Here is a 25,125-nt window from a genome sequence, read left to right as displayed (position 1 = left end):
CGTTTTGACGTCAACCGGTGACCTGCAGGAGGGCGGGACCATGGCATCGCAGTTAGTACTGCGTTCGGTCCCGCCCTTCGGCGTATCCGGCGCCGGCACCCCTGGCTGGGGCCGGCTGGCCCCGGACGCCGTGGAGGCCGCCGCGCTGGCGCTGCTGGACGAAGTCGAACTCGACCGCGCGAACGGCCTGGAGCCCGGACCGCGGGAGGCCTTCCTGTCCGGCCGGCTGGCCCAGCGCCGGCTCGCGGCGGAACTGCTGGAGGTCCCGGCATCGGACCTCACGGCTGCCTACACCTGCCCGCAGTGCGGCCCCGGAGCCGCGCACGGCAGGCCGGGGTACAGCGTGGGCGGCGCGCCGGTGCCGCTGCTGCTCAGCCTCTCCCGCAGTGCCGGCTGGATCCTGCTGGCGGCCGTTCCGGACCCCCTGCCCGGACAACGCCTCGGCGTTGACCTGCAGGATCCGGCGGGGACAGACTTTGACGGCTTTGACACGGTGGCGCTGAGCCCGGCGGAGCGGGCCAGCCTGACCGGCCTTCCCCCGGCCGCGCAACTGCCCGGACGGGCACGCCTCTGGGCGCGGAAAGAGGCGTGGCTAAAGCTCACGGGTGCCGGATTGCGGACAGCTCCGGACACGGTGGAGGTGCTCCGAAATCCCGACATCCGGGACCTGCCGCCCGCCGAAACCGGGCTGCCGGCACACTTTGCCGCCGCCGTCGCAAATCAGCCGGGCAGGGGCGGGAGCGCTTCCTCGTAGAGCCAGGGGTGCAGCAGGGCTTCGGCGTCGATGCCGGCGGCGCGGTCAGCCGCCATGATGAAATCTTCAGTGGTGACCGATCCGTGCCGGTGGGCCGCCGTCCAGTCGTGCAGGAGCGCGAAGAACGCGAGGTCGCCGCAGCGGAGCCGGACCGCGTGCAGGGCCAGGGCGCCGCGCTTGTAGACACGGTCATCAAACATCAGTTCCGGCCCGGGGTCGCCCACCAGCACGTCCTGCTCCTGCCGGCTCAGCAGCCGCCAGGCGGCCCGGGCGCGGTCGCCGACACTCATGATCCCGGCCTCCTCGGACCAGAGCCACTCCGCGTAGCAGGCGAACCCCTCGTGCAGCCAGATGTCCTTCCAGGAGGCCGCCGTCAGCGAGTTTCCGAACCACTGGTGTGAGAGTTCGTGGGCGATCAGGCGCTGTGACTCCCAGTCGGTGGACAGGTGGTTGCGGCCGAAGATGGACAGCGACTGCGCCTCCAGCGGGATCTCGAGGGGATCGTCGGTCACCACAACGGTGTAGCCCGGGAACGGAAAAGGCCCGAAGCAACTGGTGAAGGTGCGCATCATCTGCGGCTGCCGGGCCAGCCCGGTACGTGCCAGAGCTAAGAGTTCGGCCGGAACGGCGGCGGTCTGGACGATGTCCCCGGCGGTCCGTTCCGGGTTGAGCGGCAGCAGTTCGTAACGGCCGATCTGGACGGTGGCGAGGTAGGTGGCCATCGGCTCGGACTGTTCGTAGACCCAGGTCTCCCGGCTGGAGCGCGCATGGTGGGAGACGAGGGACCCGTTGCAGACGGCCCGGTAGTTGGCGTCCGTGCTGACGGAAATCCGGTAGCTGGCTTTGTCTCCCGGGTGGTCGTTGCAGGGGAACCAGGACGCGGCGCCGTTCGGCTGGCCGGCCACCAGGACGCCGTCGCTCAGTTCCTCCCAGCCCACCTCACCCCAGAGTCCGCGGCGGGGCGCCGGGTTTCCTTCGTAGCGGATGTCCAGGCTGAACTCGTCACCGGGTAGCACCACGGGCTCCGGCACCACCACCAGCTGGCCGGCGCGCTGGCTGAATTTGCGGACCTTCCGGCCGGGCATCAGGACTTTGGTGGCCCGGAGGCCCGTCAGGTCGAGGACAATCGCGGAGCTCTGCCGGCGGGCAACGGCGTGCAGGATGGCGCGGCCCCGGAGGTGGTTGCTGTTGATCCGGTAGTCGAGCTCCAGTTCGTAGCGCGCGACGCGGTACACGTCGGTGCCGTGGCCGGGCATGTAGGGATCCGGGGCGGTCGCGGATGCCGCGGGAGGCAGTTCCTCGGCGGCGGATGCTGGGGGAGTCATGGACGGCCTTCGGTGGTTGCGGCTGGCACGGTGCCTGCCGGGCGGAGCGCGGGCTGGTGCTACTTCGGCTTGGGCGCCGGGACTACCGGGCCGCCCCACGGACTGACGGGATTGCCCATCCAGTAGGTGGCGGCGGGGACCGTTTCCCCCCTCATCACAAGGGATGCCGGACCCACGGTGCCCCCGTTGCCGATCCGTGCCCGCGGCAGGATGACCCCGTGCGGGCCCATGGTGGCGCCGTCTTCGAGCGTAACAGTGTCGATGCTCATGACCCGGTCGTGGAACAGGTGCGTTTGGACGACGCAGCCCCGGTTCACCGTTGAACTGCGGCCCAGCGTGACCAGGTCCGCTTCCGGGAGCCAGTAACTCTCGCACCAGGTGCCGGCACCGATCTTCGCGCCGAGGGCACGAAGCCACCAGACAAGGGCCGGGGTACCCGACGCTGCGCGCGCGAACCACGGGGCGCTGACCATCTCGATGAACGTGTCCACCACCTCGTTGCGCCAGATAAAGGAGCTCCAGAGCGGGTGCTCGCCGGGGCGGATGCGCCCCACCAGGAGCCACTTGGCGACGACGGCGCTTCCGGCGGCGGCCGCGCCGGCCAGCAGCACCACCACGCCGCCCAGCAGGGCAGCGACCGCGTAGTTGAAGGTCACCGCCAGCCAGTCCAGCGCTATCAGCACCGCGGCGGCCACGGCCACTGTCAACACCACGGGAATGAAGCGGCAGAGCTCCCACAAGGCGCGGGCGAGTTTGAGCCGCAGGGGCGGCTGGAAGGTGCGGGTGTCGTCGGAGGCGATGGCGGTCCGCCGCAGCCGGACCGGCGGGCTGCCCAGCCACGACGTGCCCGCCTTGGCCTTCGCCGGGGTGGCCGAGAGCACCGCCACCAGAGAGTTCTTGGGCACGCTCCGCCCGGCTCCGGTCATGCCGGAGTTGCCGAGGAACGAACGCTTCCCCACCTTGGCCGGGGCAATCTTCATCCACCCGCCGCCGAGCTCGTAGGAGGCGATCAGGGTGTCATCGGCCAGGAAGGCCCCCGCGCCGACGGTCGTCATTTTCGGGATCAGCAGCACGGTGGAGGCCTCCACGTTCCGGCCGATCCTGGCGCCCAGGAGGCGCAGCCAGACGGGGGTGAACAGGCTGGCGTAGATCGGGAACAGCAGGTCGCGGGCCAGGTCCAGGACCCGTTCCGTGGCCCAGACCTGCCAGCCGATCCGGCTGCGCACCCGGTAGTAGCCGGCCTGCAGCCCCAGCCCCAGCAGGCGCGTGGTGCCCAGAATCAGCAGCAGGTTGGCGCTGAACCAGGCGAGTGCGGCCAGCGGGAGGGACAGGACCAGTTGCGGCAGGGCGCCTGTCAGCGAGTCGTGGCCGCGGATGCCGGCGAAGATCACCAGCGCGGCGGCCGCGGCGGAGACGTAGGGGATCAGGGCCAGGAGGGCCGACGCCGAGGCGAAACCCACGAACCACAGCCGGCCGGCCAGGCGATGCTCCGGCGGGGCATCGGGCCAGTCCGCTTTCGCCTTGCCCCGGCGTTCGGCCGGGGAACCGGCCACCAGATGACCGGCCTTGACCCGGCCCAGGACCGCGGAACCCGGTTCCACCTGCGCCCCGGCGCCGATGCTGGCGCCGGGCATCAGGGTGCTGCGGGCTCCGATCACGGCGTCGGCGCCGATACGGATCGCCCCGATATGGACCGAATCGCCGTCAATCCACCAGCCGGAGAGGTCCACTTCGGGTTCGACGTTGCTTCCGCTCCCCAGCGACAGCAGGCCGGTGACCGGCGGCAGCGAGTGCAGCTGGACGTTGTTCCCGATGGTGGCGCCGAGGGCCCGCGCGTAGTACGGCACCCAGGGGGCGCTTGCAAGGCTGATGGCGCCGGCCAGGTCCTGGATCTGTTCCGCGAGCCACAGCCGCAGGTGCACCCGGCCGGAGCGAGGATAGCTGCCCGGACGGACGTTGCGCAGCAGGAGCCGTGCCGCGGCTACCGAGATGGCCATGCGGCCGGCCGGGCTGACGAATACCAGCCACGACGCGCCCACCCACCACCAGGACAGCGTCGGGGCGGCGGAAAACCCGGCGAGGGAGGCGAGCACGTTGTTGGCGGCCATCAAATAGGTCAGCCAACGCATCCCAACCAGGATGTGCAGCGGAACGCCAAGAAAGGTCTGCAGCCACTGGGCCCGGCGGGACGTGGGACGTACCGACCGTTCGCCGGCCGCGGCGGCACCGCCCTCCGGCAGGGACTGGCGGGCGGCGTCGATCAGGGCGCCAAGCCGTGGGGTGGCGTAGATATCGGCCACCGTGATGGTGGGGTAGCGGACCCGCAGCGCAGAAACGAGCTGGGCCGCGGCCAGCGAGCCGCCGCCGAAGGCGAAGAAGTCGGCGTCGAGGTTGGTGACGGTTCCGCCGAGCACCGCGCTCCACTGCTCGACGACCCACCGGGCATCCTCCGGAAGGTCCAGCGGCTCCGCGGTGGTATCGGCACCTGCCCCGGCCAGCGGCCACGGCAGCGCGTTCCGGTCCACCTTGCCGCTGGTCTTGGTCGGCAGGGAGTCCACAACGGTCAGGAGCGGGATCAGCGGGGCCGGCAGGGTGGCCGTGAGCTGCTGCCGCGCCGCGGCCAGGTCCAGCTCCCGGCCCTCGGCGGGGGAGAGGTAGCCCACCAGCACCTGGTTGCCGGCTGCCGTGGTGCGGACGGCGGCGGCGGCGCCGGCGACGTCGGGCAGGGACTGGAGGGCGGCGTCGACCTCGCCCAGTTCGATCCGGCGGCCGCCCAGCTTAACCTGTTCATCGGCCCGGCCAACGAACAGCAGGCCGGCCCGTTCGTACCGCACGAGGTCCCCGGAACGGTAAGCGCGCGCCCAGCCCAGGGCCGGGAACGGGGCGTACTTTTCGGCGTCCTTGACCGGATCGAGGTAGCGGGCCAGCCCGACGCCGCCGATGATCAGCTCCCCGATCGCGCCCTCCGCGACCGGTGCGCCGTCGGAGCCCACGACGGCGAGGTCCCAGCCGTCCAGCGGCAGTCCGATCCGCACCGGACCCGGCCCGCCCAGCGGAGCGGCGCAGGCGACCACCGTGGCCTCGGTCGGGCCGTAGGTGTTCCACACTTCGCGGCCGTCAACGGCCAGCCGGGCGGCAAGCTCGGGCGGGCACGCCTCGCCGCCGAAAATCAGCAGCCGGACGCTTTCCAGGGACTCCACCGGCCACAGTGCCGCGAGCGTCGGCACCGTGGAGACCACCGTGATGCCGTGGTTGATCAGCCACGGGCCCAGGTCCATGCCGGTCCTGACCAGGGCCCGCGGCGCCGGCACCAGGCAGGCGCCGTGCCGCCAGGCCAGCCACATTTCCTCGCAGGAGGCGTCGAAGGCCACGGACAGCCCGGCCAGCACCCGGTCCGGGGGGCCGACCGGCTCGGCCTGCAGGAAAAGCCGGGCCTCGGCATCGACGAACGCGGCCGCGGAGCGGTGCTGCACCGCGACGCCCTTGGGGATGCCGGTGGATCCGGAGGTGAAGATCACCCAGGCGTCGTCGTCCGGGACCGGCTGCCGCGCCCCCTGGAACGGCCGGGGGCGGTCCGGTGCGGCCGTAATCGTGCCGCCGGCGCGCACGATGCCGGCTACCCGGGCCTCGCCGAAGACCAGTTTGGCCCGCTCGTCAGGATCGTCCGCGTCGACCGGGACGTAGGCGGCCCCCACGAACAGGATCGCGAGGATGGCGACATAGAGCTCGTTGGTGCCGGATGGAATCCGGACCCCGATGTTGTCTCCCGCGCCCAGCCCTTCCGCGTGCAGATGCCTGGCCGCGGCCCGGACCTCGTCCATCAGCTGGGCGTAGCTGAGCGAGCGGCGGCCGTCGTCGAGCGCGGACGCCTCCGGGAAACGGTCCGCGGTGTCCTGCAGGACGTCGATCAGGGTCCGGGCAGGCGGCGCCGCCAGGGCACCGGGCAGCTGCGGTTCAAACACGGGCCCGGCCGGCGCAGCGTAGCCGGAGGGCGGTTGTTGCTCAATCACGGGGTGATTCTCTCCCCGGCAGGTGAACGGAACATGGCGCGTGGCTCCCGCGGACGCTCAGGGAACCAGGATGACCTTGCCGGTGGTGCGGCGCTGCTCCAGGTCGGTGTGCGCCGTGGCGGCGTCGGCGAGATCGTAGCGGGCGCCGATCCGGACCTTGAGGCTGCCGTCGGCCACGGCGGCAAAGAGCTCGTCCGAACGCCAGCGGCGCTCCTGCGCGTCCTGAAGGAAGTGGGTGATGGTCGGACGGGTCAGGTACAGCGAGCCGCCGGCATTGAGGCGCTGCGGGTCGAACGGCGGAACCGGACCCGACGCGGCGCCGAAGAGCACCAGCGTCCCGCGGATCCGGAGCGCAGCCAGGGAATCGTCGAAGGTATCCTTGCCGACGCCGTCGTACACAACGTGCGCGCCGGCGCCGTCGGTGAGCTCGCGGACCTTGGCGGCAAAGCCGTCGTAGCGCAGCACATGGTCGGCGCCGGCCCCGCGGGCCAGCGCCTCTTTCTCGTCCGTGGACACCGTGGTGATGACCTGCGCGCCCTTGGCCTTGAGCAGCTGGGTCAGCAGCAGGCCCACGCCTCCGGCACCGGCGTGCAGCAGCACCGTGTGGCCGGCCTCCACCTTGAACGAGGAGTTGATGAGGTAGTGGGCGGTTATGCCCTGGAGGGGGAGGGCCGCCGCGGTGTAGTCGTCGACGCCGTGGGGGACCGGCAGTGCCTTGTCCGCATCCACGACGGCGTACCCGGCGTAGCAGGCGACGCCTTCGGCGGTGGCCACCCGATCGCCGGCGGAGAAGCCGGTGACGCCGTCGCCGAGCTCCTCGATGGTTCCGGAGGCCTCGGATCCCGGGGTGAAGGGGTACTGCACCTTGTACGTGCCGCTGCGCTTGTAGGTGTCAATGAAGTTCACCCCGACGGCGGCGACTTTGATCAGGAGCTGGCCAGGACCCGGGACGGGCCGGTCGACCTCCGCGACTTCCAGGACCTCCGGTCCGCCGGCCTGCCGGGCGACAATTGCGTGCGTCATGTGTCTCCTTCTGAAGCGTCAGTGCTCTGCGTCCATCCTAGGGACATCGGGGCGCCTAAACGGTATGCCGGGGCATGCGTGACACATGCATAAATATCGGACACTATGCATAGTCTTGCTGTATAGTCGGGGTTATGACTATTTCTGTAGCGGTCTCCGGTGCCAGCGGCTACGCCGGCGGCGAGGTCCTGAGGCTCCTGGCCGGTCATCCCGACGTCACCATTGGCGCCATCACCGCGCACAGCAACGCCGGTTCCAGACTAGGCGAACTGCAGCCGCATCTCCATGGCCTGGCAGGCCGTATCCTCGAGGACACCACTGTGGAGAACCTGGCCGGGCACGACGTCGTGTTCCTCGCCCTGCCGCACGGGGCGTCGGCGGAGATCGCCGCGCAGCTGCCGGCCGGGACTGTGGTCATTGACGCCGGTGCTGACCACCGGCTGGAGGACCCGGCCGCGTGGGAGAAGTTCTACGGTTCGCCGCACGCCGGCACCTGGCCCTACGGCCTCCCCGAACTTCCCGGCCAACGCGAGGCCCTGCGCGGCGCCACCAGGATCGCCGTGCCCGGCTGCTACCCGACCTCGGCACTCCTGGCACTCACCCCGGGGTTCAGCAACCACCTCCTGGAAGCCGACGACGTCGTGATTGTCGCCGCGTCCGGCACCTCCGGGGCCGGCAAGGCTGCCAAGGTCAACCTGATCGGCTCCGAGGTCATGGGCTCCATGAGCCCTTACGGCGTCGGCGGCGGACACCGCCACACCCCGGAGATCGAGCAGGGCCTCTCGAAGGCCCTCAACGCTCCCGTCACCGTGTCCTTCACCCCCACGCTGGCCCCGATGAGCCGCGGCATCCTCACCACGGCCACAGCGAAGGTCCGGCCCGGCGTCACTGCCGAGGAACTGCGCAGCGCCTGGGCGGAGGCTTACGACGAAGAACCCTTTGTCCACCTGCTCCCGGAGGGCCAGTGGCCCTCCACCAAGTCCGTGCAGGGCTCCAACCACGCGGTGATGCAGCTGGCCCTAGACGCCCACACCGGCCGTGTGATCGTCACCTGCGCCATCGACAACCTCACCAAGGGGACCGCCGGCGGCGCCGTGCAGTCCATGAACATCGCCCTCGGCCTGGCGGAAACCGCCGGCCTCGACCTGCAGGGAGTCGCACCGTGAGCATCACCGCCCCCCAGGGATTCCGCGCAGCCGGCGTCAAGGCCGGCCTCAAGGCCTCGGGAAATCCTGACCTCGCCCTCGTTGTCAACGACGGCCCCGCCAAGGCGGCCGCCGCCGTCTTCACGTCCAACCGGGTGGCCGCGGCGCCAGTGCACTGGTCCCGCGAGGTCATCAAGGACGGCCGCGTGGACGCCGTCATCCTCAACTCCGGCGGCGCCAACGCCTGCACGGGACCGCAGGGTTTCCAGAACACCCACACCACCGCGGAAAAAACCGCAGAGGCACTCGGGGTGTCCGCGACGGACATCTTTGTCTGCTCCACCGGCCTGATCGGCGAGCAACTTCCGATGGACAAGCTGGTCCCCGCCATCGGCGCCGCTGCCGCTGAGCTGAGCGCCGACGGCGGAGCCGCGGCCGCCACGGCGATCATGACCACCGACTCGGTCTCCAAAGAGGCGGTCTTCACCGGCACCGACGCCGAGGGGCGCGAATACACCATCGGCGGGATGGCCAAAGGCGCCGGGATGCTGGCACCCGGCCTGGCCACCATGCTGGTGGTCCTCACCACGGACGCCCAGGTCCAGCCCGGGCTCCTCGACGTGGCCCTCCGCGACGCCACGCGCGTCACCTTCGACCGCGCCGACTCCGACGGCTGCATGTCCACCAACGACACCGTCGTGCTGCTCGGCTCCGGCGCCTCCGCCGCCACCCCGTCCGCGGCCGACTTCGGCGCAGGACTCACCCAGGTGTGCGCTGAGCTGGCCCGCAAGCTGATCGGCGACGCCGAGGGCGCCAGCCACGACATCGCCATCCGCACCTTCAACGCCGCCAGCGAAAAGGACGCCGAAGTGGTCAGCCGGGCGGTGGCCCGCTCCAACCTGTTCAAGGCCGCGATCTTCGGCAAGGACCCGAACTGGGGCCGTGTGCTCTCCGCCGTCGGCACCACGGACGCCGCGTTCGACCCTGACCAGCTGAACGTCTCGATGAACGGTGTGCAGATCTGCCGCGACGGCAGCATCGGCGATGACCGCGGCCTGGTGGACCTCGAGCCGCGTGAGGTCCTGGTGGAGATCGACCTGCAGGCCGGCGCGGCCGAGGCCACCATCTGGACCAACGACCTCACCCACGACTACGTCCACGAAAACAGCGCCTACTCCAGCTGACCCCGGCAGGGGAAGGCACCGTCGGGACGAACCGAAGGACCAACGCAGATGAACACCCAGACCCGGGAGACCACCTCCATGGCCGATGCCCAGGACAAGGCCGGCACCCTGATCGAGGCGCTGCCCTGGATCCAGCGCTTCGCCGGAACCACCATGGTGATCAAATACGGCGGCAACGCCATGGTCAACGAGGACCTGCGCCGCGCCTTCGCCGAGGACGTGGTGTTCCTGCACCACGTCGGCATCCACCCCGTGGTGGTGCACGGCGGCGGCCCGCAGATTAACGCCATGCTGGGCCGGCTGGGCATCGAATCCGAGTTCAAGGGCGGCCTGCGCGTCACCACCCCCGAGGCCATGGACGTGGTCCGGATGGTCCTCACCGGCCAGGTCGGCCGCGAACTCGTTGGCCTCATCAACTCGCACGGGCCCTACGCCGTCGGTATGTCAGGGGAGGACGGCGGGCTGCTGCGGGCCGTCCGGACCGGCACCACGGTGGACGGCGAGGAAGTGGACCTGGGCCTCGTGGGCGAGGTTGTCGGCGTGAACCCGGAAGGCATCCTGGACATTGTCGCCGCCGGCCGCATCCCGGTGATCTCCACCGTCGCGCCCGAGACCTTCGAGGACGGCTCCACCACCGGGCAGGTGCTCAACGTCAACGCGGACACCGCCGCCGCGGCCCTCGCGGAGGCCCTCGGCGCCTCCAAACTCGTGATCCTGACCGACGTCGAAGGGCTCTACGCCAACTGGCCGGACCGGTCCTCACTCATTTCCTCCCTCACGGCCTCGGAGTTGCGCGACCTCCTGCCGGGCCTGGAGTCGGGCATGATCCCCAAAATGGAGGCATGCCTCAAAGCCGTCGACGGCGGCGTGGAACGCGCGCACATCGTGGACGGCCGGCTGCCGCACTCGATGCTGCTCGAAACCTTTACGACGGCGGGCATCGGCACGCAGGTTGTCCCGGACGAGGAAGTGACCGCCAAGTGAGCAGCACCGAACTGAACGATTACGCCGACGGCCGGACCGCCGGCTCGCCCCCCACAGCTGCCGTCATGACTGGCGAAAGTAGTGGCGCGCAGTGGCTTTCCCGCTACTCCTCCTCGCTGCTCGGCGTCTTCGGCACGCCCCAGCGGGTGCTGGTCCGGGGCGCCGGCTGCCTGGTCTGGGACGCCGACGGCAAGGAATACCTGGACCTGCTCGGCGGGATCGCAGTGAACGCCCTCGGCCACGCCCACCCCTTCGTCACCTCCGTCATTTCCAGCCAGCTTGCCACCCTGGGCCACGTCTCCAACTTCTTCACCAGCCCCACGCAGGTGGCCCTGGCCGAGAAGCTGCTGGACCTTGCCAAGGCCCCGGCCGGGTCCAAGGTGTTCTTCGCCAACTCCGGCACGGAAGCGGTGGAGGCCGCCTTCAAGCTCGCCCGGCGCAACGCGGGGACGGTCCAGTTGCCGCGCACCAAAATCATCGCCCTCGACGGCGCGTTCCACGGCCGCACCATGGGCGCCCTCGCCCTGACCTCCAAAGAGGCCTACCGGGCGCCGTTCGCGCCGCTGCCCGGCGGCGTCGTCCACGTCCCGTTCGGTGACATCGAAGCCCTCCGCGCCGCGATCGACCAGACCACGGCCGCCGTCTTCCTCGAACCCATCCAGGGTGAGGCCGGCGTCCGGCCGCTGCCCGCCGGCTACCTGGCGGCGGCCCGCGAGGCGACCACTGCCGCGGGCGCCCTGCTGATCCTGGACGAGGTCCAGACCGGCATCGGCCGGACCGGCAAGTGGCTCGCGAGCGAGGACGCCGGAATCGTTCCCGACGCCGTGACCCTCGCCAAGGGCCTGGGCGGCGGCTTCCCGATCGGTGCCCTGCTCACCTTCGGGCCGGACGTCTCGGCTCTGCTGACCCCAGGGCAGCACGGCACCACCTTCGGCGGGAACCCGGTGGCCACCGCGGCGGCCCTTGCCACCCTCCACGTGCTGGAAAACCAGCACGTGCTGGCCCACGTCCGGGACATCGGTGACCACCTGCGCGCCGGCCTCGCCGGCATCGCCGGCGTCACCGAAGTCCGCGGCGAAGGCCTGCTGATCGGCTTCGACCTCGACGCCGACGTCGCCCCCGCCGTCGTCACAGCCGGACTCGACGCCGGATTCATCCTCAACAGCCCGGGACCGCGCACCATCCGGCTCGCGCCCCCGCTGATCCTGACCGCCGGCCAGGCCGACCTGTTCCTCGCCGCGCTGCCGGCCCTCCTCCAGACCGCAAAGGACGCCCAGTGACCGCCACCGAGACTTCCACCCGAACCCGCCACTTCCTCAAGGACACGGACCTCAGCCCCGCCGAACAGGCCGAGGTGCTGGAGCTCGCCGTCCGGATGAAGGCCGCCCCGTACAGCGTCCAGCCCTTCGCGGCCGAGGCCAGCGGCCGCAAGACCGTGGCCGTGATCTTCGACAAAACCTCCACCCGGACCCGCGTCTCCTTCGCCACCGGCATCGCGGACATGGGCGGCAACGCGCTCATCATCAACCCCGGCGAGGCGCAGATCGGCCACAAGGAATCCGTCGAAGACACCGCCAAGGTGCTCGAACGTATGGTCTCCACCATCGTGTGGCGGACCGGCGCGCACGCCGGCCTGGTCGCGATGGCGGAGAACTCCGGCGTCCCGGTCATCAACGCCCTGTGCGACGACTACCACCCCTGCCAGCTCCTGGCGGACCTCCTGACCGTCAAGGAGCACAAGGGTGACCTGGCCGGCCTGACCATGGCCTACCTGGGCGACTCGGCCAACAACATGGCCAACTCCTACCTCCTGGCCGGCGTCACCGCCGGTATGCACGTGCGGATTTCCGGCCCCGAGGGTTACCTCCCGGCCGCGGAGATCGTCGCGGCGGCCGAAGAACGCGCCGCCCGTACCGGCGGCTCGGTCCTGGTCACCGTCGACGCCGCGGAAGCCCTGCGCGGCGCCGACGTCGTCGCCACGGACACCTGGGTCTCCATGGGCCAGGAGGACGAGAAGGAGGCCCGGCTGCAGCTGTTCCGTGACTACTCCGTCGACGAGGACGCCATGACCCTCGCCGCGCCGGACGCCGTCGTCCTGCACTGCCTGCCGGCGTACCGCGGCTACGAGATTTCCGCCGGCGTCATCGACGGGCCGCAGTCCGTGGTCTGGGATGAGGCCGAGAACCGGCTGCACGCCCAGAAAGCCCTGATGGCGTGGCTTATGCACCGCTCCGGCCTGGCCGTTGTGGACGGCCTGGCACCGGCCGGCGGGGCCGACTAATGTCCGTCCAGCCCGCGGCGCAGGGGGCCAGCCCGGCCACCAAGACGGCCCGGCAGGCGCGGATCACCGCGATCCTGACCGGGGAGTCCGTCCGCTCGCAGGCCGAACTCGCGGCGCTGCTCGCGGACGACGGCGTCCAGGTCACCCAGGCCACCCTGTCCCGCGACCTCGTGGAGCTCGGCGCSGTCCGGGTCCGCGGCAAAGACGGCGTCCTGGTCTACGCCGTGCCGGGGGAGGGCGGCGAACGCGCGGCCAAGAGCGGCGTGACCCAGGAAATCCTCGACGCGCGGCTCGCCAGGCTCTGCGGCGAACTGCTGGTCACCGCCGAGGCCTCCGCGAACCTCGCGGTGCTCCGCACCCCGCCGGGCGCCGCGAACTTCCTGGCCCTCGCGATCGACCACTCCGTGATGCCCTCGATCCTCGGCACCATCGCGGGGGACGACACCGTACTGCTGGTCACCCGCGACCCGCTGGGCGGCGCCGCCGTCGCCGGCCGTTTCCTGCAAATGGCCGAAGAAGCCGGGCAATAATCGTAGTCCACGAACTTTTCCAGACAACCCAAAACCAACAACTAAGGAGCATTTGAAGTGACTGAGCGTATTGTGCTGGCCTACTCCGGTGGCCTGGATACTTCCGTAGCCATCGGCTGGATCGGTGAAGCGACCGGCGCCGAGGTCATCGCCGTGGCTGTCGACGTCGGGCAGGGCGGCGAGTCGCTGGAGACCATCCGCCAGCGCGCGTTGGGCTGCGGCGCCGTCGAAGCCTACGTGGCTGACGCCTCCGATGAATTCGCCAACGAGTACTGCGTGCCCACGCTGAAGGCCAACGCCCTCTACCAGGGCCACTACCCGCTGGTGTCGGCCATCTCCCGCCCGGTGATCGTCAAGCACCTGGTCAAGGCCGCCCGCGAATTCGGCGCCACCACCGTGGCCCACGGCTGCACCGGCAAGGGCAACGACCAGGTCCGCTTCGAAGTCGGCATCCAGACCCTCGGCCCGGACCTGAAGTGCATCGCCCCGGTCCGCGACCTCGCCCTGACCCGCGACAAGGCCATCGCCTTCGCCGAGGAAAAGGGACTGCCGATCGAGACCACCAAGAAGAACCCGTACTCGATCGACCAGAACGTCTGGGGCCGCGCCGTCGAAACCGGCTACCTCGAAGACATCTGGAACGCCCCCACCAAGGACATCTACGACTACACCGCCACCCCGGAATTCCCGCCGGCGCCGGATGAGGTCACCATTTCCTTCGAGGCCGGCGTTCCGGTCGCGATCGACGGCGTCAAGGTCACCCCGCTGCAGGCCATCAAGGAACTCAACCGCCGCGCCGGCGCCCAGGGCGTCGGCCGGATCGACGTCGTCGAGGACCGCCTCGTCGGCATCAAGTCCCGCGAAATCTACGAGGCCCCGGGCGCCATGGCGCTGATCACCGCGCACAAGCACCTTGAGGACATCACCATCGAGCGCGAGCAGGCCCGCTTCAAGGCCACGGTCGGCCAGCGCTGGGCCGAGCTGGTTTACGACGGCCAGTGGTTCTCCCCGCTCAAGCGCTCCCTCGATGCCTTCATCGAGGACACCCAGAAGTATGTCTCCGGTGACATCCGCATGGTGCTGCACGGCGGCCAGGCGATCGTCAACGGCCGCCGCTCCGAGACCTCGCTCTACGACTTCGACCTCGCCACCTACGACACCGGCGACACCTTCGACCAGTCGATGGCGCGCGGCTTCATCGAGCTGTGGGGCATGTCCGCCAAGGTTGCCTCCGGCCGCGACATCCGCGTCGCTGGAAAGTAGCCCCTGTGGCTGAGCACAAGTCCGAGGCAACCAATACGGGTGCGCTGTGGGGCGGCCGGTTCGCCGGCGGCCCTGCCGACGCCCTCGCCGCGCTGAGCAAGTCCACGCACTTTGACTGGCGGCTGGCCCGCTACGACATTGCCGGGTCCAAGGCGCACGCCCGCGTGCTGCACAAGGCCGGGCTGCTGGACGACGCCGAGCTGGCCGGCATGCTGGACGCGCTGGACCGGCTGGACGCCGACGTCGCCTCCGGGGCCTACACCCCGGCGGAGTCCGACGAGGACGTGCACGGTTCGCTGGAACGCGGCCTGATCGAGCGGGCCGGCACCCAGCTGGGCGGCAAGCTCCGCGCCGGCCGGTCCCGCAACGACCAGGTGGCCACCCTGGGCCGGATGTTCCTGCGTGACCACGCACGGATCATCGCCCGCGGTGTGGTCGCCACGATCGACGCGCTGGTGGAGCAGGCCAAGGCCCACCCGGGCGTGGCCATGCCGGGACGCACCCACCTCCAGCACGCCCAGCCAGTGTTGCTCAGCCACCACCTGCTGGCCCACGCCTGGGCGCTGCTGCGCGACGTGCAGCGGCTCGCCGACTGGGACAAGCGCGCCGGTGTTTCGCCCTACGGGTCCGGCGCACTGGCCGGTTCCTCGCTGGGCCTGGACCCGGAGGCCGTGGCAGCGGATCTGGGCTTCAACTCGGCGACGCACAACTCGATCGACGGCACCGCCTCCCGCGATGTCTTTGCCGAGTTCGCCTGGGTTTCGGCCATGATCGGCGTGGACCTGTCGCGGGTGTCGGAGGAAGTGATCCTGTGGGCCACCAAGGAGTTCTCCTTCGTGACCCTGCACGATTCCTACTCCACGGGCTCCTCGATCATGCCGCAGAAGAAGAACCCGGACGTGGCCGAACTGGCCCGCGGCAAGGCCGGCCGGCTGATCGGCGACCTCACGGGGCTGCTCGCCACCCTCAAGGGCCTCCCGCTGGCGTACAACCGCGACCTCCAGGAGGACAAGGAACCGGTCTTCGACGCCGCGGACACCCTGGAGCTGCTGCTGCCGGCCGTCTCCGGCATGATCGCGACGCTGAAGTTCAACACCGAACGGATGGAATCCCTGGCACCCCAGGGATTCGCCCTGGCCACGGACATTGCCGAATGGCTGGTCCGGCAGGGTGTCCCCTTCCGGGAGGCGCACGAACTCTCCGGTGCCGCGGTGAAGCAGGCCGAGAGCCGCGACGTCGAACTCTGGGACCTGACGGACGATGAATACGCGGCAATTTCGGAGCACCTGACTCCGGAAGTCCGCACGGTCCTCTCCACCGAGGGTTCGCTCAACAGCAGGAACTCCCAGGGCGGCACCGCGCCGGCCGCCGTCGAACGCCAGTTGCTGGCGCTTGAGGCGGAGCTCGACGGCGTGCGCCAGTACGCCGCGTAGCTCCCGCCCCCCCGCCGGGTTGGCACTTCGCGGCAATGTTTTCTCCAAACATTGCCGTGGAGTGCCAACCCGCGGCGTTTAAGCTGGGCGCATGAGTGAATCGTTCCGCGAGTTCCTGCGCGCCCTGCCCGATTTCCCGACGCCCTGCCGGACTTCGACCCGGACGCAGCGCCGGAGGACCCCGCCGAGTTGTTCCGGCACTGGCTCACAGAAGCCCTCGCCGCAGGAGTGCCGCAGCCGAACGCCTGCAGCCTGGCTACGGCGGACGAACGCGGCCGGCCCTCGTCGAGGATGCTGATCCTGAAAGACATCGACGCCGACGGCTGGCACATCGCCACCTCCCGGGAGTCCCGCAAAGGCCAGGAGTTGGCCGCCAACCCGGAGGCCGCGCTGAACTTCTTCTGGCAGCAGCAGGGCCGTCAGGTGCGCGTTGCCGGCAGCGTGGTGGAGCTCTCCGCGGAGGCCTCGGCCGCCGACTGGAACGCCCGGCCCGGTGCCGACGGCAGTGAGAACCCGGCCTGGCAGCTCTACGCGATCCGTCCCCGGGAGGTCGAATTCTGGCAGGCACGGCACGACCGCCGGCACATCCGGCACCACTACCGAACAGCCTGAGCCGGCGCGGCCCAGTTAATCGCCGCTAATCCGGATGCTCCGTTAGGATGGGCGCCATGACCTCAATCACCCCCGAAAATCTGCTGGAGGAACTCCGCCGCGCCGCCGACGTCGTGACCGGAATCGCCGCCACCCTCGACGACCAGGACGTGCTGGCCGCCTCGGAACTTCCCGGCTGGAGCCGCGGTCACGTGCTGGCCCACCTGAGCGGAATCGCCAACGCGATGGCCCGGCAGGTCGAGTACGCCGGCCGCGGCGCAAGCATTGAACTCTACGACGGCGGCTTCGAGGGGCGGACGCGGGCCATCGAGCTCGCGGCCGGCCACAGCGCCGACCAGCACCGCGCCGACGTCGGCAGTGCCGTCGACCGCGCGCTGGCGGCGTTCACCGGGCTGGACGCGGCCGGCTGGCGTGAACCGATCAGCTACCGCGGCGGCGTAGTGTTCGACGGCGGCCTGGCGCTGTGGCGCGAACTGACCATCCACGCCACGGACCTTGGCACCGGCCGCGGCCCCGAGACGTGGAGCCGGCAATTCTGCGAACACCTCTTTGACTTCCTGGCGGCACGGGTCCCCGAGGGCGAACGTTTTGTGCTGCAACCGCTCGGCCTGCCGTCCGTGGGCGTCGGCGCAGCCGGCGGCCGCACTACGGTCGTCAACGGCATGCTCACCGACATAGCCGCGTGGCTGGCCGGGCGCACCCCCACGCTGGGAAGCCTGCGCGCGACCGCCGCGGCCGACGGCGTCGACCTGCCGGCGCTGCTGCCCTGGCCGGCGGGTGTGCCGGTAAAGAACTAAGCCTGCAGGGCCAGGGCCAACTGCCGTTCGCGGTCCAGCAGGCTCTCTTTAATGGGCAAACCCCAGCGGAAGCCGCCCAGGCTGCCATCGGTGCGGATCACTCGGTGGCACGGCACAAACAGGGCAGCCGCGTTGAAAGCACACGCGCTGGCCGCTGCCCGGACGGCCCTGGCGTTGCCGGACAGGTCCGCGTATTCGGTGTACGTCACCGGGTGGCCCGCGGGGACATTGCGGAGCACGTCCCAGGCGTGACTGCGGAACGGGCCGGACTTCTGCAGCACAGGCACCTCCATGGCGGCCACGGGGTTGCCGGCATAGAACTCCTCCACGGCGGCCGAGATGCCGCCGAGATCCGAAACCCGGTCGTAGCCGTCCGGGAGCAGGTCCGCGTGGATCTGGCCGGTGAGTTCGCCCGGCACCGCGGTCCAGCCTGATGCCAGGACGGCGCCGTCCCGGGCAATGATCGTGAACGGGCCGTCCGGGGTGGACATGGTCAACAGCTGGGCTTTCATTTCGTCTCTTTCGTCGAGGATGCTGCCCCGGCCAGCGCGGGCTGGGCGCGGACGGAGTGTGTCGAGTGCGTCCCGACGGGTTTGGTCCGGGACAGGGAGCGGGCTTGGGCCTGGGCCGCGGCGGCGGCACGCCAGAGGTGCATGGTGGCGTAGGAGCGCCAGGGGCTGACTTCACGGAAGTCGGGGAAGCGAGGGTCAGTGGCGCCCTCCGGTGCCAGTGCCCTGATGCCGTTGCGGACGGCGGCGTCGTTGGCGAGGAAGACGTCGGGGGCGCCGATCACCCGCATGGCCACATACCCCACGGTCCAGGGTCCGATGCCGGCGAGGGGGAGGAGCTTGGCTTGCAAACCGGCCAGGTCGTCGCCATAGCCAAAATTCAGTCCGCCGGACGCCATGGCCTCGGCGGCCCCGCGGATGGAGTCGATGCGGCGCTGGGGTCCGCGCAGGCTCTGGTAACCGGTCGCGGCGATTTCTGCGGGCGTCGGGAAGATCCGCTGCAGGCCTTCCGCGGGGACCAGGCTGTCGCTGCCCGCGGCGGAGAGCTGGACCAGCGCTGTCCGGGCTGCGGCCACGGTGATTTGCTGGCCAATCATGGCGCGGATCAACAGCTCCTGCGGATCCACCGCTCCTGGCATCCGCATCCCGGGTACGGCCGAGACACAGGCGGACAGCCGCGGGTCCGCGCCGAGCGCCATGTCGATGGCGACCGGGTCGGCGTCCAGGTCCAGCAGGCGCCGGACCCGGCTGAGCAGCGAGGCGAGGTCCCGAAGGTCCACGGCGCCGATGGTGAGCTTCAGCGGCCGGTCCGGGGCGGCGGCGTCGTAGTCCACCCGGAAGCGGGCGTCGCCGTGGGCCAGCCGCAGCGTCCGGGCGTAGGAGGACGGCGTTCCCTCCTCGATGCCCGGGATGGCGCGGACGGCCAGGAACTCGAACACCCCCGGGTCGAACGGCTCGCGGTACGGCAGGTTCAGCGTCAGCGCCGTCGAGGCACCCTCGGTCCGGTCGGGCGTGTGATGGTGCCGTCCCGTGGCCCGCAACGCCGACGGGGTCATGGCGAAAACCTCGGTGATGGTCTCGTTGAACTGGCGGACGCTGCTGAAGCCCGCCGCGAAGGCGACGTCGGCGGCTTTCATGGTGGTCGAGACCAGCAGGGTCCGGGCTGTCTGGGCGCGGCTGGCACGGGCGAGTGAGAGCGGGCCGGCGCCGAGTTCATGGCTCAGGATGCGGTTCAGCTGGCGTGAAGAGTACCCGAGCCGCGAGGCGAGTCCCTCGACGCCGTCCCGGTTGATCACGCCGTCGTTGATCAGGCGCATCGCCCGGCCCGCGATGTCCGAGCGGACATTCCACGCGGGGGTGCCGGGCACGGCCTCGGGCAGGCAGCGCTTGCACGCGCGGTAGCCGGCGTCGTGCGCGGCGGCGGAGGTTTCGTAGAACGTGACGTTGCCGGCCTTGGGGGTCCGGGCCGGGCAGGACGGGCGGCAGTAGATGCCGGTGGTGCGCACAGCGGTGTAGAACTGCCCGTCGAAGCGGGGGTCCCGGGCATCGATTGCCCGGTAGCGCTGCCAAAAGTCCATGGCTCCATCCTGCCAGTTCCCGGCACGTGCCTGCTAGCGGAAATCGGACACTGCCGTGGACGGACCCGGCCGGGGGTTTGTTAAAGTCTTGGCATGGATTCCAGCACGACGCCGGAGGCCCTGCGGGGGCTGCTGTCCGCCGATGCCCGCACCGTGGCGCCCCTGCTGCTCGGCGCGGTGCTCACGCACGAGAGCCATAGCGGCCCGGTCGCGGTGCGGATCACCGAGGTGGAGGCTTACCTGGGGCCCGAGGATTCGCTTCACCCGGACCCGGGTTCGCACACCTTCCGGGGCCAGACCCGGCGGAACGCCCCGATGTTTGGCCCCGCCGGGCACCTGTACGTGTACTTCACCTACGGTATGCATCACTGCGCCAACATCGTCTGCGGACCCGACGGGGTGGCCTCCGCGGTGCTGCTTCGCGCCGGTGAAGTCGTCGCCGGGGACACTCTGGCACTCTCGCGGCGGCCGACGTCGAAAGCCCCCAAGGACCTGGCCAGCGGCCCGGCGCGTTTCGCCACTGCCCTCGGGCTGACGACGGCGGACAGCGGATGGGACGTCCTCCGGCCGCCATTCCGGCTTGAACTGCCCGCCGTGCCGGCCGCGGAGGTCAGCTCCGGGCCGAGGGTAGGCGTCTCGGGCGCCGGCGGCACCGACGACTACCCGTGGCGTTTCTGGCTCAGCGGCGACCCGACCGTTTCGCGGTACAAGGCGGCGAAGTCCCGGACGGCGTGACCGTCGGGGCGCGTCTGCCCGGCGCCCGGTCCGCTGGCACCGAGTAAGGTGGACGGGTGAATCCCAGCGAACGTGCAACCCAGCCAGCGCAAGCCCACGAGCCGGTCCGGGACGGTGCAGCCGGGCCCGTGGACCAGCTGATCACCAGCCTGTGTGCCACGGTCCCGGATTACCCCAAGCCCGGAATCGTGTTCAAGGACCTGACCCCGGTGTTCGCCGACGGCCCCGCGTTCAAAGCCGTTGTGGACGCGCTGGTGGCGCCCTTCCTGGGCCAGTTCGACGCCGTCGCCGGTGTGGAGGCCCGCGGCTTCCTGCTTGCCGCGGCCGCCGCCTACGCCACGGGCACCGGCGTCGTTACGGTCCGCAAGGCCGGAAAGCTGCCCCGCGAAGTGCTCTCCGAGGACTACTCGCTCGAATACGGCACCGCCACCCTTGAGCTGCACACCGCGGACCTCGCACCGGGCACGCGGGTGCTGATCCTCGATGATGTCCTCGCAACCGGCGGCACCCTGGGGGCGGCGGCCCGCCTCTTTGAACGCTGCGGTGTCGCGGTGGCCGGGGTTGGCGTGGTCATGGAGCTCGGCGACCTCAACGGCCGCGCGGCGCTTGCCGGCCACCGTGTCCACTCGCTGCTGAAGCTCTAGGCAACGTCGCTACAATGCTGCACAAACCAGGCCTCAATAAAACTGACATGTTTCGGGAAGTCGCGCCGAAATGGTTGTAGAATGGTTGGTCTGTCTTTTTCGATAGGGGAACGTTCGATGCACGACGCTGATTTGGCCCATGAACGCGACTATGTAGCCGGATTGTATGCCCGGCTGGATGAGTTGCGGGCGGAAAAGCGGGCCCAGCTCGCCCAGGTCCGCCGCGCCGGTGCCGTGGGCACCATGCAGAACGTCTCCGAACGCGACGCCTTCGCCGCGCTCTACGAGGACCGCCTGGCCCAGCTCGACGCCGTCGACGACCGCCTTGTATTCGGGCGCCTCGACCTCGACTCCGGTGAATCCCAGTACATCGGCCGCATCGGCCTGACCACCGAGGACCTGCAGCGCCTGATGGTCGACTGGCGTGCCCCCGAAGCCGGCCACTTCTACCAGGCCACGGCTTTTGACCGCCAGGGCGTCCGCCGCCGCCGGCACCTGATCCTGCAGGGCCGCGAGGTCAAGGCAATCGAGGATGACGTGCTGGACGCTGACCTGCTGGCCGACGACGAATCCCTGCAGGGCGAAGGCGCCCTGCTCGCTGCCCTGAACTCCAAGCGCACCGGCCGGATGTCCGACATTGTGGGCACCATCCAGTCCGAACAGGACCGGATCATCCGCTCGACCATTTCCGGCGCCCTGGTGGTCCAGGGCGGCCCCGGCACCGGCAAGACCGCCGTCGCCCTGCACCGCGCCGCCTACCTGCTCTACACCCACCGGGACCGGCTCAAGACCGCCGGAGTGCTGCTGGTGGGACCGTCGTCGTCGTTTATGAACTACATCGAGCGGGTGCTGCCGTCCCTCGGCGAGACCGGCGTCGTAATGGCCAGCCTGGGCCGCCTGATGCCCGGCATCCACGCCGTGGCCGAGGACGACGCCGACGTGGCCGCCGTCAAGGGCCGGTTGGACATGGCCGAGGTGGTGGCCAACGCCGTCGCGAACCGCCAGCGGATCCCGGCTGAGAACCGCATCCTCGAAGTGGACGGCCGCAAACTCGTGCTGACGCCGCGCCAGGTCCGCCGGGCGCGCGAGAAGGCCCGGGCCACCGGCAAGCCGCACAACGAGGCACGGGTCTCGTTCGTCAAAATCCTGCTCCGTGAACTGACCGAGCAAATAACCGAACTGGTCGAGGCCGGCAGCATCGGCAACAACGCAGACCGCTCCTACCTGGCCGAGGACGTCCGCTCCGCGCGCGATGTCCGGGTGGCGCTGAACCTGTGCTGGATGCCGATGACGCCGGAGAAACTGGTGGGGGAGCTGCTGAGCAAACCCGCCATCCTTGAGGCCTGCACCCCGAACCTCAGCGCGGCCGAACGGGCCCTGTTGCTTCGGCCGGCCGGCTCACCGTGGACCGAAGCCGACGTGCCGCTGCTCGACGAAGCCGCGGAACTGCTCGGGGAACTGGACCCGGCCGCCGGAAAGAGCCTGGCCCAGCAGGAACACGACCGRGCCCGCGACCTCGCCAACGCCAAGCAGACCCTGGTCAACATGGAAACGGCCGGGGTGGATGTCCTCATTTCRGCCGARGARCTKGTGGACCAGAACCAGGAACGCGAGGCCCGGCTGACCGCGGCGGAGCGGGCCACCACGGACCGCACCTGGGCCTTCGGGCACATCGTGGTGGACGAGGCCCAGGAACTCTCACCGATGCAGTGGAGGCTCCTGGTCCGGCGCTGCCCGCTGAAGTCGTTCACGATCGTCGGCGACATCGCCCAGACGAGTTCCGTCGCCGGGGCCAAGTCCTGGCAGAGCGCCCTGGCCCCCATGTTCGGGGACCGCTGGCAGCTCGAGGAACTCACCGTCAACTACCGCACGCCCTCGCAGATCGCCGAGGCCGCGGCCCGGATGGCCAACGCCGCCGGCCTTGTTGTCTCCGCGCCCAAGGCGGTCAGGGAAGGCCGCTGGTCGCCGGTTATCGACCGCGTCGGTCCCGGTGCCATCGTCGAGCGGCTCCTGGAGGTCCTGCCGGGCGAACTGGATGCGCTCGACGGCGGACTGCTGGCCGTGATCGCCGACGGCGGCCTGCTGCCGGAGGCGACGGCCGCGCTGCGCGCCGCCTATGGCCGCCGGGTCGGCACCGGCGCGGGCAGCTACGAGCAGGACATTGTGGTCATCAGCCCCCGCGAGGCCAAGGGGCTGGAGTTCGACGGCGTTGTGGTGCTGGAGCCGTCCGCCATGCTCAACCATGAGCACGGCCGGGTGGGGGACCTGTACGTCGCCATGACGCGTCCCACCCAGCGCCTGCGCCTCATCGCGGCCGCCCCCGTGCCCGCCGGCATCGAGGAGTAGGCCTGCGCGCTCCGGCGGGTTGACCCGGCACGGCTCTGGCTATGCCCGTCACGAGCCGTGCTGGGGCGGCTGGGCACCGGCGATCCTGCTAACTTAGATTCCGTGTCCCAGCTAAATGATCTTAGGTCCCAACAGAACGACCCCAGCTTCGCCAACATCTGGCAGGAGCTGAAATGGCGCGGCCTGATCCACGTCTCCACGGATGAGGCGGAACTGGAGAAGCTGCTGGCCGGCGCCCCCGCAACGTACTACTGCGGCTTCGACCCCACCGCCCCCAGCCTGCACCTTGGCAACCTGGTCCAGCTCCTGGTGATGCGCCGGCTCCAGCTGGCCGGACACAAGCCCCTAGGCCTTGTGGGCGGATCCACCGGACTGATCGGGGATCCGCGGCAGACCGCCGAGCGGGTCCTTAACACCCCGGAGACCGTCGCGGAATGGGTCGGCCGGCTGCAGGGCCAGGTCCAGCGCTTCCTCAGCTTCGAGGGGGAGAACGCGGCACGGATGGTGAACAACCTCGACTGGACCGCGCCGCTGAGCGCCATCGACTTCCTCCGCGGCATCGGAAAGCACTTCCGCGTCGGCACCATGGTCAAGAAGGACATTGTGGCCACCCGCCTGAACTCGGACGAAGGCATCAGCTACACCGAGTTCAGCTACCAGATCCTGCAGGGCATGGACTACCTGCAGCTCTTCCGCGACTACGGCTGCGTGCTGCAGACCGGCGGCTCGGACCAGTGGGGAAACCTGACCAGCGGCACCGACCTGATCCGCAAGGTGGAGGGCAAGCACGTGCACGCCCTCGGAACGCCGCTGATCACCAATTCGGACGGCACCAAGTTCGGCAAGAGCGAAGGCAATGCGATCTGGCTCGACGCCGAGATGTGCAGCCCCTACGCCTTCTACCAGTTCTGGCTCAACACCGCCGACGCCGACGTCGCGGCCCGGCTGAAGGTGTTCACCTTCCTCAGCCGCGCAGAGATCGAAGCCCTCGAGGCGTCCGTAGCCGAGCGCCCGTTTGCCCGCGAGGGCCAGCGGAAGCTTGCCTACGAGGTGACCTCGCTGGTGCACGGCGTCGACGCGACGGAAAAAGTCATCGCAGCGTCGGCTGCCGTATTCGGCGGCGGGGACCTGACGGGCCTGGACCAGGAGAGCCTGCGGGCGGCAACAGCGGAACTTCCCTCGGCAACGGTGGACGGCTCAGGACTCGGAATCATCGACCTCCTTGTGGCCACCGGGCTGTCCGACAGCAAGTCGGCGGCCCGGCGGACCGTGGGGGAGGGCGGTGCCTACGTGAACAACGTCAAAATCACCGATCCGGACGCTGTCATCGAGCCCGCGGAGCTCCTGCATGGGCGGTACCTGTTGCTGCGCCGGGGCAAAAAGAACCTCGCCACCGTGGAAGTTTCCGCGCCGTAGCCGGCGCCCTTCCCTGGGATGGCTTGGCGGCTGGCTGCAGCCGCACTGCACGCTCCCTTCCGGTCGATTTGCGCGGCCGGAAGGGAGCGTGTAATGTTTTCTGAGTCGCCGCCGCTGAGCGGTGACAACCCCCAACAAAAGAAGCAATTCTTCCTGCGTAAGACGTGGGAAAGCGAAATTGCTTCGCATTTTGCTGGGCGGATTCGCTTCTGCGGGTGAATTTCGGAAGAACTTCCGGATTTGCAAAGTGGAAATGAATGAAATAAGCTAAATACATCGCAGCGAAGAAAAAACAAAGCAAATTGTTTTGATAAGTATTCGAATGTGTCTGTTGTTTGAGAACTCAATAGTGTGCCAAGTTTGTTGATACCAATTGTTTTATTGATTGGTTGTTTTGGCTGTGTTGTCCACCCCGTGGATGGCATGGTTTTTACAGCTGGTTTCAAATTTTGTGCAGCCGGGTTKCCGCGTTTTCCCGTGGTTCCTGGTTGTGTCTGTTTTACTTCAACGGAGAGTTTGATCCTGGCTCAGGATGAACGCTGGCGGCGTGCTTAACA

The 25,125-nt window shown here is 69.6% G+C and carries 19 protein-coding genes and 1 pseudogene; 15 read left to right on the top strand and 5 right to left on the bottom strand.

Annotation, left to right across the window (positions count from 1 at the left end):
- The first annotated feature begins 40 nt into the window (after window positions 1-40).
- Window positions 41-754 (top strand): 4'-phosphopantetheinyl transferase family protein, encoded by a 714-nt coding sequence (locus tag AC1DBE_RS14765; protein ID WP_476971002.1) that lies wholly within the window; start codon window positions 41-43, stop codon window positions 752-754.
- Here AC1DBE_RS14765 and AC1DBE_RS14760 read toward each other — a convergent pair.
- From AC1DBE_RS14760 to AC1DBE_RS14750, 3 genes are read right to left on the bottom strand one after another with little or no spacing between them, the layout of a single operon-like run.
- A complete protein-coding gene (locus AC1DBE_RS14760) occupies window positions 721-2,079 on the bottom strand; it encodes a M1 family metallopeptidase (protein WP_476971001.1) in 1,359 nt (452 codons plus the stop codon). The genes AC1DBE_RS14765 and AC1DBE_RS14760 overlap by 34 nt on opposite strands.
- A gap of 59 nt (window positions 2,080-2,138) precedes the next feature.
- Entirely contained in the window at window positions 2,139-6,089 is a 3,951-nt protein-coding gene (locus tag AC1DBE_RS14755; RefSeq protein WP_476971000.1) for a Pls/PosA family non-ribosomal peptide synthetase, read from the bottom strand.
- 57 nt (window positions 6,090-6,146) lie between these two features.
- Window positions 6,147-7,112, bottom strand: coding sequence for a quinone oxidoreductase family protein (locus tag AC1DBE_RS14750; protein WP_476970999.1), 966 nt, complete (start codon window positions 7,110-7,112; stop codon window positions 6,147-6,149).
- 134 nt (window positions 7,113-7,246) lie between these two features.
- On the opposite strand from AC1DBE_RS14750, the gene argC reads away from it, so the two are divergent.
- The 10 genes and pseudogenes from argC (at window position 7,247) to AC1DBE_RS14700 (ending at window position 17,341) form a co-directional block, all read left to right on the top strand.
- Entirely contained in the window at window positions 7,247-8,278 is a 1,032-nt protein-coding gene (gene argC / locus AC1DBE_RS14745) for an N-acetyl-gamma-glutamyl-phosphate reductase (RefSeq protein WP_476970998.1), read from the top strand.
- Complete coding sequence (gene argJ, locus AC1DBE_RS14740) at window positions 8,275-9,441, top strand: bifunctional glutamate N-acetyltransferase/amino-acid acetyltransferase ArgJ (protein WP_476878056.1); 1,167 nt, start codon at window positions 8,275-8,277, stop codon at window positions 9,439-9,441. Before argC ends, argJ begins: the two co-directional genes overlap by 4 nt.
- A 48-nt stretch (window positions 9,442-9,489) precedes the next feature.
- Window positions 9,490-10,425: an acetylglutamate kinase gene (gene argB, locus AC1DBE_RS14735; protein WP_476903868.1), complete on the top strand. Its 936-nt coding sequence runs from the start codon at window positions 9,490-9,492 to the stop codon at window positions 10,423-10,425.
- Window positions 10,426-10,490: 65 nt separating this feature from the next.
- Window positions 10,491-11,705: an acetylornithine transaminase gene (locus tag AC1DBE_RS14730; RefSeq protein ID WP_476971041.1), complete on the top strand. Its 1,215-nt coding sequence runs from the start codon at window positions 10,491-10,493 to the stop codon at window positions 11,703-11,705.
- Complete coding sequence (argF, locus tag AC1DBE_RS14725) at window positions 11,702-12,706, top strand: ornithine carbamoyltransferase (protein WP_476878058.1); 1,005 nt, start codon at window positions 11,702-11,704, stop codon at window positions 12,704-12,706. The genes AC1DBE_RS14730 and argF overlap by 4 nt, the downstream gene beginning before the upstream one ends.
- Window positions 12,706-13,236, top strand: a complete 531-nt coding sequence (locus AC1DBE_RS14720) for an arginine repressor (RefSeq protein WP_476878059.1) — start codon at window positions 12,706-12,708, stop codon at window positions 13,234-13,236. The genes argF and AC1DBE_RS14720 overlap by 1 nt, the downstream gene beginning before the upstream one ends.
- Window positions 13,237-13,293: 57 nt before the next feature.
- Window positions 13,294-14,499, top strand: coding sequence for an argininosuccinate synthase (locus AC1DBE_RS14715; protein ID WP_079551246.1), 1,206 nt, complete (start codon window positions 13,294-13,296; stop codon window positions 14,497-14,499).
- Window positions 14,500-14,504: 5 nt separating this feature from the next.
- Window positions 14,505-15,932, top strand: coding sequence for an argininosuccinate lyase (gene argH, locus AC1DBE_RS14710; protein WP_476970997.1), 1,428 nt, complete (start codon window positions 14,505-14,507; stop codon window positions 15,930-15,932).
- 91 nt (window positions 15,933-16,023) lie between these two features.
- Window positions 16,024-16,544, top strand: a pseudogene (locus AC1DBE_RS14705) (pyridoxine/pyridoxamine 5'-phosphate oxidase).
- A gap of 56 nt (window positions 16,545-16,600) precedes the next feature.
- On the top strand, window positions 16,601-17,341 hold the full coding sequence (locus tag AC1DBE_RS14700) for a maleylpyruvate isomerase family mycothiol-dependent enzyme (RefSeq protein WP_476970996.1): 741 nt from the start codon (window positions 16,601-16,603) through the stop codon (window positions 17,339-17,341).
- Here the strand turns inward: AC1DBE_RS14700 and AC1DBE_RS14695 are convergent.
- Together AC1DBE_RS14695 and AC1DBE_RS14690 are read right to left on the bottom strand one after the other, a co-directional pair.
- On the bottom strand, window positions 17,338-17,853 hold the full coding sequence (locus tag AC1DBE_RS14695) for a methylated-DNA--[protein]-cysteine S-methyltransferase (protein ID WP_476970995.1): 516 nt from the start codon (window positions 17,851-17,853) through the stop codon (window positions 17,338-17,340). The two genes, AC1DBE_RS14700 and AC1DBE_RS14695, sit on opposite strands and share 4 nt — an antisense overlap.
- Window positions 17,850-19,427 carry a DNA-3-methyladenine glycosylase 2 family protein gene (locus AC1DBE_RS14690; RefSeq protein WP_476970994.1) on the bottom strand — a complete coding sequence of 526 codons (1,578 nt, stop codon included), beginning with the start codon at window positions 19,425-19,427 and terminating at the stop codon, window positions 17,850-17,852. The genes AC1DBE_RS14695 and AC1DBE_RS14690 overlap by 4 nt, the downstream gene beginning before the upstream one ends.
- A 93-nt stretch (window positions 19,428-19,520) precedes the next feature.
- On the opposite strand from AC1DBE_RS14690, the gene AC1DBE_RS14685 reads away from it, so the two are divergent.
- The 4 genes from AC1DBE_RS14685 (at window position 19,521) to tyrS (ending at window position 24,568) form a co-directional block, all read left to right on the top strand.
- Complete coding sequence (locus tag AC1DBE_RS14685) at window positions 19,521-20,162, top strand: DNA-3-methyladenine glycosylase (RefSeq protein WP_476970993.1); 642 nt, start codon at window positions 19,521-19,523, stop codon at window positions 20,160-20,162.
- A gap of 128 nt (window positions 20,163-20,290) precedes the next feature.
- On the top strand, window positions 20,291-20,806 hold the full coding sequence (locus AC1DBE_RS14680) for an adenine phosphoribosyltransferase (protein WP_476971040.1): 516 nt from the start codon (window positions 20,291-20,293) through the stop codon (window positions 20,804-20,806).
- A gap of 117 nt (window positions 20,807-20,923) precedes the next feature.
- Window positions 20,924-23,152, top strand: a complete 2,229-nt coding sequence (locus AC1DBE_RS14675; protein WP_476970992.1) for a HelD family protein — start codon at window positions 20,924-20,926, stop codon at window positions 23,150-23,152.
- Between the two features lie 102 nt (window positions 23,153-23,254).
- Complete coding sequence (tyrS, locus tag AC1DBE_RS14670; protein WP_476970991.1) at window positions 23,255-24,568, top strand: tyrosine--tRNA ligase; 1,314 nt, start codon at window positions 23,255-23,257, stop codon at window positions 24,566-24,568.
- The last annotated feature ends 557 nt before the right edge of the window (window positions 24,569-25,125 follow it).

It is taken from the genome of Arthrobacter sp. 10T416, assembly GCF_056394165.1.
Note: the sequence above shows the minus strand (reverse complement) of the source record. Positions and strands in the feature narration are given on the sequence as shown.

What these genes read in the sequence shown, in the direction of transcription:
- AC1DBE_RS14690 (WP_476970994.1), bottom strand. Translation starts at nt 19,427, where the DNA reads ATGGACTTTTGGCAGCGCTACCGGGCAATCGATGCCCGGGACCCCCGC.
- AC1DBE_RS14700 (WP_476970996.1), top strand. Translation starts at nt 16,601, where the DNA reads ATGACCTCAATCACCCCCGAAAATCTGCTGGAGGAACTCCGCCGCGCC.
- argC (WP_476970998.1), top strand. Translation starts at nt 7,247, where the DNA reads ATGACTATTTCTGTAGCGGTCTCCGGTGCCAGCGGCTACGCCGGCGGC.
- AC1DBE_RS14685 (WP_476970993.1), top strand. Translation starts at nt 19,521, where the DNA reads ATGGATTCCAGCACGACGCCGGAGGCCCTGCGGGGGCTGCTGTCCGCC.
- AC1DBE_RS14765 (WP_476971002.1), top strand. Translation starts at nt 41, where the DNA reads ATGGCATCGCAGTTAGTACTGCGTTCGGTCCCGCCCTTCGGCGTATCC.
- AC1DBE_RS14750 (WP_476970999.1), bottom strand. Translation starts at nt 7,112, where the DNA reads ATGACGCACGCAATTGTCGCCCGGCAGGCCGGCGGACCGGAGGTCCTG.
- AC1DBE_RS14695 (WP_476970995.1), bottom strand. Translation starts at nt 17,853, where the DNA reads ATGAAAGCCCAGCTGTTGACCATGTCCACCCCGGACGGCCCGTTCACG.
- AC1DBE_RS14730 (WP_476971041.1), top strand. Translation starts at nt 10,491, where the DNA reads ATGACTGGCGAAAGTAGTGGCGCGCAGTGGCTTTCCCGCTACTCCTCC.
- AC1DBE_RS14760 (WP_476971001.1), bottom strand. Translation starts at nt 2,079, where the DNA reads ATGACTCCCCCAGCATCCGCCGCCGAGGAACTGCCTCCCGCGGCATCC.
- argB (WP_476903868.1), top strand. Translation starts at nt 9,490, where the DNA reads ATGAACACCCAGACCCGGGAGACCACCTCCATGGCCGATGCCCAGGAC.